At 38.3% G+C, this 16,329-nt stretch carries 14 protein-coding genes and 2 tRNA genes; 10 read left to right on the top strand and 6 right to left on the bottom strand.

The genetic code is table 11. The features are described 5' to 3' along the window. Positions 1-266: 266 nt before the first annotated feature. A tRNA-Asn gene (locus tag PVV63_RS08205) sits at positions 267-341 on the bottom strand. A gap of 184 nt (positions 342-525) precedes the next feature. On the opposite strand from PVV63_RS08205, the gene PVV63_RS08210 reads away from it, so the two are divergent. From PVV63_RS08210 to PVV63_RS08235, 6 genes are all read left to right on the top strand, one after another. Then, a tRNA-Cys gene (locus PVV63_RS08210) sits at positions 526-599 on the top strand. Between the two features lie 220 nt (positions 600-819). Next, on the top strand, positions 820-1,494 hold the full coding sequence (locus PVV63_RS08215; protein ID WP_273791442.1) for a protein-L-isoaspartate O-methyltransferase: 675 nt from the start codon (positions 820-822) through the stop codon (positions 1,492-1,494). Between the two features lie 66 nt (positions 1,495-1,560). Continuing rightward, positions 1,561-2,853, top strand: a complete 1,293-nt coding sequence (locus PVV63_RS08220) for a TolC family outer membrane protein (RefSeq protein ID WP_273791443.1) — start codon at positions 1,561-1,563, stop codon at positions 2,851-2,853. Positions 2,854-3,102: 249 nt separating this feature from the next. After that, entirely contained in the window at positions 3,103-3,657 is a 555-nt protein-coding gene (locus PVV63_RS08225) for a DUF2497 domain-containing protein (protein WP_273791444.1), read from the top strand. Positions 3,658-3,794: 137 nt separating this feature from the next. Continuing rightward, complete coding sequence (locus tag PVV63_RS08230) at positions 3,795-6,518, top strand: valine--tRNA ligase (protein ID WP_273791445.1); 2,724 nt, start codon at positions 3,795-3,797, stop codon at positions 6,516-6,518. Between the two features lie 1,073 nt (positions 6,519-7,591). Then, positions 7,592-8,383 carry a tetratricopeptide repeat protein gene (locus tag PVV63_RS08235; protein WP_273791446.1) on the top strand — a complete coding sequence of 264 codons (792 nt, stop codon included), beginning with the start codon at positions 7,592-7,594 and terminating at the stop codon, positions 8,381-8,383. 102 nt (positions 8,384-8,485) lie between these two features. Here PVV63_RS08235 and PVV63_RS08240 read toward each other — a convergent pair whose 3' ends face one another. The 5 genes from PVV63_RS08240 to xth all read right to left on the bottom strand — a co-directional run bounded on the left by PVV63_RS08240 (position 8,486) and on the right by xth (position 12,669). After that, positions 8,486-9,232 (bottom strand): amino acid ABC transporter ATP-binding protein, encoded by a 747-nt coding sequence (locus PVV63_RS08240; protein WP_273791447.1) that lies wholly within the window; start codon positions 9,230-9,232, stop codon positions 8,486-8,488. Between the two features lie 11 nt (positions 9,233-9,243). Further along, complete coding sequence (locus PVV63_RS08245) at positions 9,244-9,960, bottom strand: amino acid ABC transporter permease (RefSeq protein WP_273791448.1); 717 nt, start codon at positions 9,958-9,960, stop codon at positions 9,244-9,246. Positions 9,961-9,962: 2 nt separating this feature from the next. Then, entirely contained in the window at positions 9,963-10,715 is a 753-nt protein-coding gene (locus PVV63_RS08250; RefSeq protein ID WP_273791449.1) for an amino acid ABC transporter permease, read from the bottom strand. Between the two features lie 141 nt (positions 10,716-10,856). Beyond that, complete coding sequence (locus PVV63_RS08255; RefSeq protein ID WP_273791450.1) at positions 10,857-11,762, bottom strand: transporter substrate-binding domain-containing protein; 906 nt, start codon at positions 11,760-11,762, stop codon at positions 10,857-10,859. Positions 11,763-11,886: 124 nt separating this feature from the next. Continuing rightward, positions 11,887-12,669: an exodeoxyribonuclease III gene (gene xth / locus PVV63_RS08260; protein WP_273791451.1), complete on the bottom strand. Its 783-nt coding sequence runs from the start codon at positions 12,667-12,669 to the stop codon at positions 11,887-11,889. 503 nt (positions 12,670-13,172) lie between these two features. Here xth and rpsL point away from each other — a divergent pair. The 4 genes from rpsL to PVV63_RS08280 all read left to right on the top strand — a co-directional run. Beyond that, positions 13,173-13,544: a 30S ribosomal protein S12 gene (gene rpsL / locus PVV63_RS08265; protein WP_005773262.1), complete on the top strand. Its 372-nt coding sequence runs from the start codon at positions 13,173-13,175 to the stop codon at positions 13,542-13,544. An 18-nt stretch (positions 13,545-13,562) separates the two neighbouring features. Beyond that, the gene (gene rpsG / locus PVV63_RS08270) at positions 13,563-14,033 is read left to right on the top strand and encodes a 30S ribosomal protein S7 (RefSeq protein WP_273791452.1); all 471 of its coding nucleotides are present in this window, start codon (positions 13,563-13,565) and stop codon (positions 14,031-14,033) included. A 23-nt stretch (positions 14,034-14,056) separates the two neighbouring features. Next, positions 14,057-16,141, top strand: coding sequence for an elongation factor G (gene fusA, locus PVV63_RS08275; protein ID WP_273791453.1), 2,085 nt, complete (start codon positions 14,057-14,059; stop codon positions 16,139-16,141). A gap of 62 nt (positions 16,142-16,203) precedes the next feature. Beyond that, positions 16,204-16,329: GTP-binding protein (locus PVV63_RS08280; RefSeq protein WP_234924853.1), on the top strand; the 126-nt coding region annotated here is incomplete at its 3' end.

The raw sequence follows: 16,329 nt of genomic DNA on the forward strand, positions 1-16,329 counted from the left end.
ATCTCTGATGAAAGAAATCGTAATTTATAATATGCAAATAATTGCTGTGTTCTCTTATAAAGGCGCGGTAGTTTGAAAAAAGTAATCTTATTTGTGCTATTTTAAAATGAATCAATTGCTTTTTGCGTTCATTGCAAAAAATACATCCGGTAGGATATTGCGTTTCTACTTTATTGCAAAAATCCTATTCCATTACTTTTATTAACGAATCCCTCATGTCTAAAAACTTTAGAAAAAACAACAAATTACGTAGAATAAAAGAAAAGTGGCTCCCCGGGCCGGATTCGAACCAGCGACCAACCGGTTAACAGCCGGTTGCTCTACCGCTGAGCTACCGGGGAACGGTGCCCAATCATTTAATTGAAAAGGCTATAGCAAAGCAATACTGATTTGCAAAGGATAAAATTACTTTTTTTAAAAAAATATGATAAATTGTGTAATAAGAGGAAAAAAGGCGAGAGAAGATTTCTACACCTTGACGGATGCGTTGCCTTCCCTTATTGAAACCTTTATGTTTGTTGACGAGGCCTCGTGGCGGAATGGTTACGCAGAGGACTGCAAATCCTTGTATCCCGGTTCGATTCCGGGCGAGGCCTCCAGCCGATTTTAAACGAAACGGCTTTTAGGGGAGATGAGGTATAGGAAAATAGATTATTTCCCTCTATTCTTGTGAAGACACTTTTGTATGAGAGATTATACAGTTAAAATCTAATTGTTGACTGTAGCATCCTTTTTTGTAATGCCCATAGTTTAAGAGATCTTTATCCCTTATTGTCGCTGTTTGGTTTGTTTTTTGTAGGTTAGGAGAAAATATTCGTTATGGTTGCAGATTTTGCTGAGCTTCGTCGCAAAATGGTTGACAATCAAATTCGTACAGTCGATGTAACGGATTTATCAGTTCTTGAAGCCTTTTTAACGGTGTCTCGTGAAGATTTTGTATCGGAAGATATGAAAGTGTTAAGTTATCTTGATACCGATATTGTTCTATGTCCAGAGCAAGATGGGGTTCCTGCACGCTATTTGATGAAACCTGCATCTCTAGCGAAATTACTACAGCTTGCCGCTTTAAAATCATCAGATGTTGTTTTAGATATTGGTGCAAATAGTGGTTATTGTGCAGCGTTGCTTGCAAAACTTGCAGGGTCTGTGATTGCGCTGGAAAGTAATAAATCTCTCTTTGAACGTGCTCTTGAAGCTTTAGAACGTAATCAATGTGATAATGTGGTTGTCGTTCATGGTCCATTAGAGCAAGGATATGCTGTTGAGGGACCTTATGATGTGATTTTCATTGAGGGATCTGTTGATTTTATTCCTCAGGGTATCTTTGATCAAATGAAAGACTGTGGACGTCTTGTTGTGGTTGAAGGGTATGGAAATGCTGCTGTTGCACAAATCTATATAAAAGAAGATGGGATCATCTCGGCTCGTCGTGCTTTTAATCTCGCTGTAAAGCCTCTTCCTTGTTTTTTCAAAACACCTGGTTTTGTGTTTTAGTGCTTGTTTGTTTTGTGAATAAAAGATAATTTTGTAATTTATTTGGGGTTTGTTATTGTGTGTATTATGTTTAGAATAAACAAGAAGTTTCAGGCATGTTTATTACTGGTGTTGAGTGTTTTACTATCAGAGACTGTTTGTGCTGAAACATTGATGGATGCCTTTTCTAAGGCTTATAAATATAATGCTAAGTTGAATAGTGAACGTGCAGCTGTGCGTATATCCAGTGATGATGTTGTCATTGCGCGATCAGGGTTATTGCCACAAGTTGAGGGGGTTGGGAACTATGGGCGGAATAAGTCTTTTACAGGTCCTTATGTCACTTCTGGGTCTATAGGAGTGAGATTAAATCAAAGATTATTTGATGGTTTTATCACGCAAAATATCTTTTCTTCAGCTCAAGTTAAGTTGCAGGCTCAGCGTGAATATCTTCGTAATGTTGAACAAAATACGTTTCTAGAGGTGGTGACCGCTTATGCTAATGTCTATCACGCACGTCGTGTTGCCGATCTTCGGAGAGAAAATTTGGCAGCTCTTGAGGAACACGTTCGTTCCAATAAAGCAAAATTTGATGTGGGTGAAGGAGGGCATGTTGATCTTGCTCAAGCTCAAGCTGCACGTTCCGTGGCGGTTTCAGAGCTGAGTCTTGCTCGTGCTGATGTAAAAGCAGCAGAGGCAGTGTATCGACAAGTTATTGGTTCTGATCCTGAAAAGTTAAAACGCCCACCCATAGCCAAAGATTTTCCCGTCAACCTTGATATGGCTTACCAAATGAGCGTTGTGATGCATCCAGCAATCCTTTATGCTAAATATTTAATTGATGCGAGTGCTTATAATGTAAAGGCGAAAGAAGGGGCATTGCTCCCTAAAGTTGATTTTTCTGCAACAGCATCTTATAATCGAATCTACAGCGGGGTTGGAGAAGATGGCGTTTCTAAATCTGTAGGATTGTCAGTAAGTGTCCCAATCTTTGAAGGAGGGCGTACGTCTGCGCAAATTCGCCAATCAAGGGAACAGCTTGGACAGGCGCAGCTTCAACTCGATTTGGCGCATAGTAATACGAGGCAAGCACTGACTTCTGCTTGGTTTCAGTTGGAGGGTGCACGCTCATCTGTTATTGCTTACCGTGAAAGTGTTCGTGCTGCTGAAATTGCTCTGAAAGGTCGTGTTCAAGAAAATCGCGTAGGGCAAGCAACGACGCTGGATGTTTTAAATTCTCGTACTCTATTGATTAATGCTCAGATTGCGCTTGCAATGGCGGAGCGTAATGCTGTTGTGGCGAGCTATAGTGTTCAATCTTCTATTGGTAAATTGACTGCAAGTTATTTAGGTTTAAAAACAATTAAATATATCCGATAATGTATAAAAATATCTCTTTAATCTTAAATTATTTTAGTTTTTAAAAGATTAGTAAATCAACAGTTGAATATGTTAAAAAATATTGCGGCGAGATATTATCTTTATAAAGTGTAGAAAACTGTGTGTAGCGCCCTCTTTATGACAAGCATATTTGAAAATATCGTGGGAGGCATGTTGATCTTATAATTCTTTTGCATACACTGAAAATATGATTCTATTTGTTGTTGCGTCTTTGAGAGGTTGTAAAGTATGGTACAGAGTTCAAGCGTGTTACGTGAGCCAAGTATGGATGAAATTTTAACATCTATTCGTGAAATAATCGAAGAAAATGCGGTTCAATCTGATCACTTTTTAAATGAAGATGTTGCAGTGAATGCTTCAGAAGTTGCATCAGAGAGTATTTATGATACAGCCTTATCGGTTGATGATGCTATGAAAGCTTTAGCTGATCGTATTGGTCTTTCATCTGAAAATCAAGGGGGGAAGATAACGCAAGAGAAAGAGGATATAGAGGCAGAAAATAATACAGTTGGTATGGATATGCAAAAGATGAAGCTTTCTTCTGAAGAACGGAATTCTGTTTATAAAGCAAAAGAATATGAAGATGAGATAAGGAAATCACAGTCAGATGCAGGAAGGGATGGTCATGTGGAATTGTCTGCATATTGTATTTCTTCTGCAGAAAAGATTGCAAAGGATGTGTTGCGTCCGGCTATAGCAGAATGGTTACAGTCTAAATTGCCTATTTTGCTGGAAGATATTTTGCGTGAAGAGATTGTGAAGGCGATTAAAAAATCGTCTTAATTATTTTTATGTTTTTCATTTTATGGGGATTTTGTTTGCGATTTTGCGAGCTCTCTAGTGAATGGCTGAGATTCACGAGATTCTGATCAGGTTTTGATCATATATTGTGTTTTTCAGCGGCGTTATGGATGGATAGAATGTTAGAAAAAAACTATGATGCTTCCTCTATAGAGCAACGGGTTGCAAAGAGATGGGAGACTCGTGGGGCTTTTAAAGCGGGAGCTGGTTCTAAAAGCGATGCAGAGCCTTTTTGCGTTATGCTTCCACCTCCTAATGTTACAGGCTCACTTCATATGGGGCATGCGCTCAATACGACAATTCAAGATATAATAGTTAGATTTCAGCGGATGCGTGGCAGAAATGTGTTGTGGCAGCCTGGTATGGATCATGCTGGGATTGCTACACAAATGGTTGTGGAGCGTCAACTTGCAGAACGTCAAGAGCCAACGCGTCAAGAAATGGGGAGAGAAAAGTTTATTGAGCGTATTTGGGAATGGCGTTATGAAACTGGAGGCGTTATTGCAAACCAGTTGCGTCGCCTTGGGGTTTCATGTGATTGGTCGCGTGAGCGGTTTACAATGGATGAGGGGTTGTCGCAGGCGGTTCGTGAAGTCTTTGTCACGCTTTATAAGCAAGGGTTGATATATAGGGATAAGCGTCTCGTTAATTGGGATCCTAAATTGTTGACAGCTATTTCAGATCTTGAAGTTGAGCAAAAAGAAGTTCAAGGACATTTGTGGCACTTTAGATATCCACTTGAAGGTAAAACTTTTGATCCAAATGATGCTACAACTTTTATAACAGTGGCGACAACACGACCAGAAACAATGCTTGGTGATACAGGAATTGCTGTTAATCCTGAAGATGAGCGTTATAAAAATCTTATCGGTAAAAATGCTCTTTTGCCGCTTGTTGGTCGTAGGTTATTAATTGTGGGTGATAGCCATGCTGATCCTGAGGCTGGAAGTGGTGCTGTAAAAATCACACCAGCTCATGACTTTAATGACTTTGAAGTAGGACAGCGTAATCATTTACGCTTGATCAATATTTTTACCCAAAAAGCCGAAATTTTTCTTCGTGAAAATGAAGCATTTTTCGATGGTTTGATTTTATCAGATGAATTAAAAATGTTAGTAGAAAATCTCGATAAATCTGATCGTTTTGTTGCTCGCCAGAAGATTATTTCTTTGATGGAAGAACAGGGATATTTAGCTTCTGTTGATGATCATACCCATATGGTTCCTCATGGAGATCGCAGTGGTGTCCCTATTGAGCCTTTTTTGACAGATCAATGGTATGTTCATGCTGCTGAATTAGCAAAGCCAGCGATAGAGGCTGTTCAACAAGGAAAAACGCAGTTTGTTCCCGATAACTGGAAAAAGACTTACTTCAATTGGATGCAGAATATTCAACCTTGGTGCATTTCTCGCCAATTATGGTGGGGACATCAGATTCCTGCTTGGTATGGTCCTGATGGAACGGTTTTTGTTGAAAAAAGTGAAAAAGAGGCTTTAGATTCAGCTTTTGCTCATTATGGTGAGGTTGTTGACTTAATCCGTGATCCGGATGTTTTAGATACGTGGTTTTCATCAGCTCTTTGGCCTTTTTCAACATTAGGATGGCCAAATAAAACGACTGAATTATCTACTTTTTACCCAACATCTTTATCTGTGACAGGATTTGATATTATTTTTTTCTGGGTTGCTCGTATGATGATGATGGGACTTCACTTTATGGGTGACGTTCCTTTCCCAACGGTTTATGTGCATGCTCTTGTGCGGGATCAAAAGGGCGCAAAGATGTCAAAATCAAAGGGAAATATTATTGATCCCTTAGAGCTTATTGATCAATATAGTGCTGATGCACTTCGATTTACTTTAGCTATTATGGCAGCACAAGGTCGTGATGTAAAACTTGATGTTTCCCGTATTGCTGGTTATCGTAATTTTGCTACGAAATTGTGGAATGCTACCCGATTTGCACAGATGAATGGTGTGAAGCATGATCCAGCTTTTAAACCAGAACAAGCAAAACTGGCGCTTAATCGTTGGATTTTAACAGAGTTATCTAAAACAATTTCAGCAGTTACGACTGGTATTGAACACTATAAATTTAATGAGTCAGCTGCCACTCTTTACCGTTTCATTTGGAATACATTATGTGATTGGTATTTGGAGCTTCTCAAACCTATTTTTCAGGGGGAAAATGAAGATGCTAAAAATGAGGCTCAAGCTTGTACTGCTTGGGTTTTAGATGAAGTTTATAAACTTCTTCATCCTTTTATGCCTTATATGACGGAAGAGTTGTGGTCTCTTACAGAAACGCAAGCCATCAAGCGTGAGGATATGCTCGCATTGACAAAATGGCCAGAGGAAACATTGATAGATGAAGAAGCTGCTGATGATATTAATTGGCTTATTGATGTCGTCACGGGGATTCGGTCTGTACGTTTTGAAATGAATATTCCAGTGGCGACACAAGCACCTCTTGTTGTTGTTGAAGGAGGGGAAGTAACGCGAGAGCGTGTGAAGCGTTATGATGCACTTCTTAAAAAATTAGCGCGTATTGAAGTTATTGATTTCTCTGATAAAGTTCCGGAAGTATCAGCACAAATGATTTTGGGAGAGGCTGTTTTTTGTTTACCATTAGGACAGTTGATTGATTTGGAGGCTGAACGTGTTCGTTTGAGGAAGGATGTCAGTAAAATTGAACAAGATATTGAAAAAATATCGCTTAAGTTAAACAACCCCAAATTTATAGCAAATGCAAAAGCAGAAATTGTTGAGCGTGAGCGGAACAGGGTTGTAGAACTGCGTGCAGCGCAGAAGAAAATATTTGTTGCTTTAGAGCGGTTAGATTGATTTCAACTTTTTCTTTTGTTAGTTTTTCATGAACGATCATAAAATCTCTACTGAAATCCATTGTTTTATGTTTATCATTAAAGAGACATCTTTTAAGGCGTCCAAGCCTATTCCACGACGTAGATCATGAATGGTATAACGGTAAATCCATTGGGCTTCCCTTCTTTATGCTTGTGAAGTAACAAGCGCCGGCACCGTTCTGTCCAATCCGGACAGCCCTTGGCACTTAAGACCGTTCATAAGAGGCATTTTTAGTTCTTTCTTACACAGAGTTTTTATCCACATAGCTTTCTCTGCTTGTAATGTGCAAGCGGATGATTTTGATTGATTTAACATGGAGCACGTTTGGAATGAGAGAATCTTACGATATTCGATGGCCTCATTCAACATGCAAAAAGGAAAATTATAATTATAAATCAATTTCTTGCTTTATTACTGTAAAATATCATCATTTAGAGTAGCAATATAAGGTATGTAAAATTACACATGTGGTATTTTTTTGTATGAGTGGTGAGTATTCTAAGGTAGAACTTGTGTGTAAAGTATGAAGTAACCCCATGTGAAATGATGTCAGGTGCAATCCGTTAAATAAAAAGCTGTATTGTTTATAGATTGACGGAGACAAAAAACTTCATCCTTAAGGTGGTAAGGCAGTCGTGAAGTTATAAGTTAATTATCATCATTATATTTATCCATCTTTCGTATTGTTTTTTATACTTAAACGCTTACCATTCATCATGTATTCTCTTCGTTCTCAAGTTACTGTTTAATGCACGTTATTTTATTGAACGATTTTTGCTCATACGTATAAAATTTTAAGATCGATAAATCTTAGAATGTTAAAGGATGTGTTACAAAATATAGAATGATGATTTATATTTAAAAATCAATTTGTTATATATAAAAATGGATACTTAATTTTATCGAACATTTTGGATGGTTTTTATCTATTTGTTTTTTCTTTTAAAATTTTTACTTTAAAATTGCGTATGCTTCTTACTAAGAAAAAGAGTTTAAATATCTACAAAGAAATTCGTAACAGATATAATCATTAAAGTTGAGGTAGGGGGGAAATGGTTAATAGGTTTCAGATATGGAAAAAAGTCACGATTGTTGTGATTTTAGGGGGATTCTTTTCGAATGTTTATGTAATAGATGTCAATAGCTTGCAAGAAGCGAATGATGGTTCGTTTTATTTTTTAAAACGTGGCATGTCTGCTTATAAAAATGGGCATATAAATCAGGCTATTGCAGCATTACGTTGTGCAGCTAAGAGAGGCCATATTGGTGCGAATTGGAAACTTGGCTCTATCTATGCAAACGGTGATGGTGTCTCTAAAAATGATTATAAGGCATATAATTTTTTTGCATATATTGTTGAAAAAGGTGCTGATCTTGGTTCAGAGGATGAAAGTTATGTTTCTGACGCATTGGTTAAACTTGCGGGATATATAAAAAAAGGTATTCCTCAATCACCTGTGAAACCTGATCCTTCTTATGCTGCTCATCTTTATATGCAGGCTGCGGTAAACTATGGAAATCCTAAAGCTCAGTATCATTTAGGAAAAATATTTTTAAAGGGAGAGGGAAGGGAGAAAAATCTTATACAAGCAGCACGATGGTTTCAACTTTCAGCAAAAAAAGGAAATCCTTCCGCCCAAGCAATGCTTGGAAATATACTGCTTAAAGAAGGAAAAATTGTCCGTGGGGCAGCAATGTTAACTGCTGCCTATGAAAAAGCTAACGTAAAAGACAAAAATTGGATTCACCCTTTGCAAGAAGAGGCTTTTGCTCTTTGTAATGAATCTGAGAGACGTACAGCAATTTCACTGGTTGCTGAGATTTTAAAGAATAACAGTTTTTAAACATCTGATTGTAATATTTTTACATTCTCTCATCTTATATTAAACTCTGTTTCCTTGTATACAAGTTCATAGTAAAGATAGCTTTTTTTGATAATCTAACGGCTAATGACTTAGGATTTTAGACAAAAATTCTTGCGTTCTTGGTTTTCTTGCTTGCGGATCAGAAAAGAACTCTTTAGATGAGCAGTCTTCAAGAATTGTTCCTTGATCTATGAAAATAACACGCTCCGAGACTTTTTGTGCAAATCCCATTTCATGGGTTACACAAATCATCGTCATACCTTCTTCTGCTAAGCTAATCATGACATCGAGTACTTCACCTACCATTTCAGGATCTAGAGCAGATGTTGGTTCATCAAAAAGCATGACAAGTGGATCCATAGTTAAGGCACGTGCAATAGCAACACGTTGTTGTTGCCCTCCAGAAAGTTGACCAGGATATTTATCTTTGTGTTCAATGAGTCCAACGCGTTCAAGATATAACAATCCGCGTTCAAGTGCTTCTTTTTTGCTTCGTTTTAGGACTTTGATTTGTGCAATTGTCAAATTTTCTGTGACAGATAAATGGGGGAAAAGCTCGAAGTGTTGAAACACCATTCCTACCTGACTTCGCAATTTAGGCAGATTCGTTTTTTTTGAATGAACTGGTATTCCATTAATCCAAATTTCACCTTTTTGAAAAGGGACGAGAGCGTTAATAGTTTTAATGAGTGTTGACTTTCCGGAGCCTGATGGACCACAAACGACAACGACTTCTCCTTTATTAATGTTGGTTGTACAGTTTTTAAGGACTTTAATTTCGCCATACCAATTAGAAACATTTTTTATTTCGATCATATGAGTAGACATTTTTTTTCCTGTTAGCGAATAATGGATACTTTTTTTTGTAAATACAAAACTATTTGTGACAGTGTAAAACAGATAACAAAATAGAAAATAGCTGCTAAGATATAAGCTTCTTGCTTTACACCAAAATTATTAGCAGCAATATCAAAACCATTCAAAAGGCTATGACCACTGATGGCATAAACAAGGGTTGTATCCTGAAAAAGGATAATAACTTGTGTTAAAAAGACTGGAAGCATATCTCTAAAGGCTTGAGGAAGAATGACAATGTACATACTTTGCCAATATGTCATTCCAAGAGCTTGTCCTGCATATTTTTGTCCTTGCGGAACTGAATTGATTCCAGCACGCATAATCTCAGCAAAATAAGCCGTTTCAAATGCGGTAAAGGTAATGAGTGCTGATTTATTTGCACCGATGGATATACCGGTTAAAAAAGGCAGAAGCACGAAAAACCATAAGATAACCATCACAAGTGGTATTGAACGCATAGCTGTTATGTAACCTATTGCAAACCAAGAAAGAAGTTTTATGGAAGAAAGGCGCATCATTGCTAAAAGCGTACCGAAAACAAACCCCAACACCGTTGCAAAAAGAGTTAGAAAAACGCTAAAGAGTAAACCTGATAAAATGTAAGAACGAAATACATCAAAGGTAAAAAAGGAAAAATCAAAGTCGGAAAAATTGAAAGGAGAATAAAGTCCAAACTGAGAGCTTATGAAATTCATCATATTCAATTTCCCTTTGTTTGAAAATTAGGAATTTTGAGTATTTGTTCAATGACTGTCATCACAATGAATACGAATAAGGCTATTAGAATATAAAGAGCCGTAACAAGTAAATAATTTTCGTAAACATGGCTTACCTCTTCAATTGCTTGGTATTGAAATTGCATGAGCTCATTTATTGAAACGGCGAATGCTATAGACGAATTTTTCACAATGCCCATTGCTTCTGAAGTAAGAGGTGGCATAATTGCACGTATAGCTCGTGGTAGTATAATATAGCGATAACTTTGATAAGTTGTAAACCCCATTGCCATAGCAGCATAGCGTTGTCCAGAAGGAATCGCTTCAATGCCTGAACGAACCTGTTCTGCAATGCGTGCAGATGTAAAGAATCCCAATGCGCATGTTATTAAGAGAATGGGGGAAAATTTCATCGCTGGTGGATAAATCTTCGGAACAACAAAATACCACAAAAACACTTGTACAAGGAGGGGAATATTACGCATAATCTCTACCCAAATAGTACCGATAGTGCGAAATATATAATTGGTTATGGATGTTTTGGGTAAAGTGCGCATTGTTCCTATAACAACACCACACAATACAGCTAATATAAGTGAAGTGATAGACAATATAACCGTATTTTTAAAGCCATCGAGAAGTGTATCTAAATAGGTATGGCTCACGCCGGGAGTCCCCAAGCATCCTGTTACCAATGTTTGAGTAAGGTCATCTCTACAAAGGAAAGAAAAGTCCATTAATTGATATTCCCTCAAATTAGTCATTCACAAATAGGGCAATAAACCAAGCGCATCTACATAGGCCAAATTTATTTAAAAGTGAATTAAAATATAAACCACACTCAATTTCAAAAGAGTGTGGTTCTTTTTTATTAAATTCTATAAATCTTTTTCTGCGTAGCTTTCTCGAGGTTTATTATTTGGGTGATCCCAAGCATATCTTGTTTGTTTTGACAAGGGAAGGTTCATAACAGTGTTAGCAGGTGGGATCGGTTTCATAAACCACTTATTATAAAGCTTTTCCAGTGATTCATCTTTAATCTGACGTACGATACTATCGTTGATTGTTTGTTCAAATTTTTTGTCATTTAATCTGAGCATACAGGCAATAGGTTCGACTGAAAGTACAGTATCAAGAATGACATAATCAGATGGATTCTTTGATTTAGCAATATGTCCAGCAAGAATTGAAGCGTCCATGACAAAAGCATCTACCTTACCAGATTCTAATAACAAAAAACTATCTCCGTGATCTTTCCCCTTTAAAACTTTAAACTGAATGTTTTTTGCACGTTTATTTTTACGAATAAGTTGAACAGATGTTGTACCGGTGGTCGTTGCAACTGTTTTTCCATTTAAATCCTCAAGAGATTTAATGTTAGAATTTTTCTTTACAGCAATCCGAACCTCCTCAATGTATGTCGTATAAGCAAATGCTGCTTCTTTACTGCGGGCAAGATCATGTGTTGTTGAGCCGCACTCAAAATCATAGGTTTTATTTTTTAAGAGAGGAATTCTATTTTGAGAAGTGATGGGAAGATAATGAATTTTAATTGGTTTACCAATTTTTTTTGAGATATCATCAATGATCCGTTCTGCCATTTCTGTATGAAAACCTACATATTTATTATTACCAAGGGCGTAGGCTAAACCAGATGATTCACGGACACCTAAAGTAATTTCCCCTGTTCGTTTTATTTTTTCAAGAGTATCATGTTCAGCATGTGCGAAACTTGAGAATCCAATGGCCGTTGCTGCAATAAGCATTAACAATGATTTCTTCATTTATGTCCTCCATTCATTTATTTTTATTTTAGTTGCTTAAGATATACTGTTTATATGCTGTAGCATAGTTATTATTTTTGAGTGGATTTTTTTTGTTGTCTCATGAAATGAGGATTGTACTTTCTTAATTGATATTAAGGTGAATCCAAACAGGAACGTGGTCGGATGGTTTTTGATATCCCCTTACTTCTGCTTGGCTATGAGCGCAAATTAGTTGATCAACAGCTTCTGGTGATAATAATAAATGATCAATGCGAATCCCATTATTCTTAGGCCAGGCACCTGCCTGAAAATCCCAAAAACTGAAGGAGGGAGTATCGGTGACATTCCGGATAGCATCATAAAAACCTAAATGAAGAATACGTTGGAATGCTTTTCTTGTTTCTCCAAGAAATAAGGCATCTTGATACCATTCTTGAGGTTTTTTTGCATCTAATGGAGCGGGGATGACATTATAATCACCCGCTAGAATAAGGGGTTCTTCATACGCAAGCAATGATTTTGCATGTGTATATAATCTTTCCATCCATTCTATCTTATAGGAATATTTTTCACTCTCAATAGGATTCCCATTTGGCAAATAGAGAGATGCAACACGAACAACACCTTTGTTTGTTGAATAAACTGCTTCAATGTAACGTGTTTGTTTATCATTATCATTGCCTGGTAATCGACGGATCACTTCATCTGGTGTTTTTTTAGAGAGAATCGCAACGCCATTAAAACTTTTTTGTCCGTGTGTTTCTATATGGTAACCTAAACTTTCAATTGCATCGCGTGGAAAATTTTCATCAATACTTTTAATTTCCTGTAAACAGACTATGTCCGGCTGGCTTTGCTGCAGCCATTGACATAATGTTTCATGTCGTGCTTTTATCCCGGCAATATTCCATGTTGCTATTTTCATGGCGCTCATCATTAGATATCAAATATGTAATTCAATTTACTGCTCAATTTACTGCATTTATGTTTTGCTACAGTCATATCGCTACTTTTTTATTTATAGGGATATTACTTATGGTAAATTGATTTATCAAGAGTAGCGGTAAAAGCAAATTTAAAGCTTTAAAATTTAATTTATTTTCATTTTTAAAAACTTTCTGCTGTTTAGTTCTTGACGAATGTACGTGTTCTCGCTATTAGAGATGGATATAGCCGATGTGGGTGTAATCAGGTGCTTTGGATATGAACCGGAAGATTATTCACAGGTGTTAAGAAGATTAAAAGTAAATCCTAGTGCAAAAGGCTACTGCCTTCTCTGCTTATGGTCGGGTAAACTGTTTTTTGCAGGTGTGCCCGATTTTGTGTGTAGACTTAAATATCTGTTCCGATTCTGTTGGGGTGGATGGAAATGAAAATAGAAAAGCCCGATTGGGTGAGAAGAATATAGATCAAAAAGAGGAAGGTTGCATGCCTACCGTAAACCAGTTGATTCGTAAGCCGCGTGTGGCGCCAGTTAAACGTAATAAGGTTCCTGCTCTGCAGTCGAATCCGCAGAAGCGTGGTGTTTGTACGCGTGTTTATACAACAACGCCGAAGAAACCTAATTCTGCTCTTCGTAAAGTTGCTAAAATTCGCTTGACGAATGGATTTGAGGTGATTGGTTATATTCCTGGAGAGGGACATAATCTTCAAGAGCACTCTGTTGTGATGATTCGTGGTGGTCGTGTAAAAGATTTGCCAGGAGTTCGTTATCACATTATTCGTGGTTTGCTTGATACCCAGGGTGTCAAGAATCGTAAACAGCGTCGTTCAAAGTATGGCGCAAAGCGTCCAAAATAATATTGAGAGACAAAGCCAATGTCCCGTCGTCATAGAGCAGAAAAGCGTGAGATTAATCCAGATCCAAAATTTGGTGATTTGGTTATTATGAAATTTATGAATGCCATTATGTTTGATGGTAAAAAATCAGTTGCAGAGCGTATTGTTTATGGTGCACTCGATTCTGTAGAAAAAAGAGTAAAAACAGATCCTGTGGCTCTATTTCATCGGGCCTTAGAGAATGTTGCTCCTCATATTGAGGTTCGTTCACGCCGTGTTGGTGGTGCTACTTATCAAGTTCCGATTGATGTTCGTCCTGATCGTCGTCAGGCTCTTGCTATTCGTTGGTTGATTGCGGCGGCGCGTGGTCGAAATGAAACGACGATGGTTGAGCGTTTATCTGGTGAATTGATGGATGCGGCTAATAATCGTGGTTCTGCCGTGAAAAAGCGTGAAGATGTTCATCGTATGGCTGAAGCTAATCGTGCTTTTTCTCACTATCGCTGGTAGAAGTTTTAAACAAGGCAAATATAATGGCTCGCGAATATAAAATTGAAGATTATCGTAATTTTGGTATTATGGCGCATATTGATGCTGGTAAGACTACGATGACTGAACGTATTCTGTTCTATACCGGTAAGAATCATAAAATTGGCGAGACCCATGATGGTGCTTCTACGATGGATTGGATGGAGCAGGAGCAGGAGCGCGGTATTACGATTACGTCTGCTGCAACAACGACGTTTTGGGAAGGGCAGGACGGTCGGAAGCGTCGCTTTAATATTATTGATACGCCAGGGCACGTTGATTTTACCATTGAAGTTGAGCGCTCTTTGCGTGTTCTTGATGGCGCAATAGCTTTGTTGGATGCAAATGCTGGTGTGGAGCCTCAGACGGAAACTGTTTGGCGGCAAGCTGAGAAATATCGCGTGCCTCGTATGGTTTTTGTTAATAAAATGGACAAAATAGGAGCTGACTTTTATCGTAGTGTGGAGATGGTTGGTTCTCGGTTGGGTGCTAAAGCGCTTGTTTTGCAGTTGCCGATTGGCGCTGAAAATGACTTTGAAGGTGTTGTTGATCTTGTAGAAATGAAGGCTTTAAAGTGGGATGGTTCTATTGGTGCCTCGGCGGTGATAAGTGAAATTCCCTCTGATTTAAAGGAGAAAGCTGAAGAATATCGTGAGAAATTGATTGAGATGGCTGTGGAGGTTGATGAAGCAGCGACAGAGGCTTATTTAGAGGGTGTTATGCCAACCAACGAGCAGCTTGTTTCTCTCATTCGTAGGGGGACAGTAGAAGTTCAGTTTCATCCGGTTCTTTGTGGTACGGCTTTTAAAAACAAGGGGGTGCAGCCACTTTTGGATGCTGTTGTTTCTTATCTTCCTTCTCCAGTTGATATTCCGGCGATTAAGGGTATTGATGTAAAGACTGAGGCTGAGACAACACGAGAATCTTCTGATGATGCTCCGCTATCTATGCTTGCTTTTAAAATTATGAATGATCCTTTTGTTGGTTCATTGACGTTTTGTCGTATTTACTCAGGTAAAGTTCAGAAAGGTATTTCTCTTGAGAATACTGTGAAAAAGAAGAAAGAGCGTTTGGGGCGTATGCTTCAAATGCATTCAAATTCTCGTGAGGATATTGAAGAAGCTTTTGCTGGTGATATTGTTGCTCTTGCAGGACTTAAGGAGACGACAACAGGGGATACTCTTTGTGATCCTTTGAAGCCTGTTATTTTGGAGAGGATGGAATTTCCAGAGCCTGTTATTGAGATTGCAATTGAACCGAAAACAAAAGCAGATCAAGAAAAAATGGGTATTGCTCTTAACCGTCTAGCGGCCGAAGATCCTTCATTTCGTGTTAAATCGGATGAGGAATCTGGTCAGACTATTATAGCTGGAATGGGTGAGCTTCATCTTGATATTATTGTTGACCGTATGCGGCGTGAGTTTAAGGTTGAAGCAAATGTTGGGCAGCCTCAAGTTGCTTATCGTGAGTCAATTACTAAAATGGCGGAAATTGATTATACGCATAAGAAGCAATCGGGTGGTGCCGGTCAATTTGCTCGTGTGAAAATTGTTTTTGAGCCTCATGATGGTGATGACTTTATTTTTGAGTCAAAGATTGTTGGTGGTGCTGTTCCTAAAGAATATATTCCCGGCGTCCAAAAGGGGATTGAGAGTGTTATGGGGTCAGGTCCTCTTGCGGGCTTTCCTATGCTTGGTGTAAAAGCGACTCTCATTGATGGTGGTTATCACGATGTTGATTCTTCGGTTTTGGCTTTTGAGATTGCGGCTCGTGCGGCTTTTCGTGATGGGGCAAAGAAGGCTGGTGCACAGCTTCTTGAACCGATCATGAAGGTGGAAGTTGTTACACCAGATGATTATGTTGGTGATGTTATTGGTGATCTCAATTCTCGTCGGGGACAGATTTCAGGAACTGAAGCGCGCGGCATTGCAACGGTTGTGAATGCAATGGTTCCTTTGGCGAATATGTTTGGTTATGTGAATACTCTTCGCTCTATGAGTCAGGGGCGTGCGCAGTATACAATGCAGTTTGATCATTACGAGCCTGTACCTTCGGCTGTTGCTTTGGAGATTCAAAAGAAATACGCGTAATTTCAGGTTGGTAATTAATTTTTAACTTAGTCCTTGGCTTGGACGGAAAATGGAGAGCTCAAATGGCGAAGAGCAAGTTTGAACGAACAAAACCGCATGTTAATATTGGTACGATTGGTCACGTTGATCATGGGAAGACCTCGTTGACAGCAGCGATTACGAAATATTTTGGTGAATTTAAAGCCTAT

The organism is Bartonella sp. CM31XJBT (assembly GCF_028618555.1).
Classification (GTDB): Bacteria; Pseudomonadota; Alphaproteobacteria; order Rhizobiales; family Rhizobiaceae; genus Bartonella.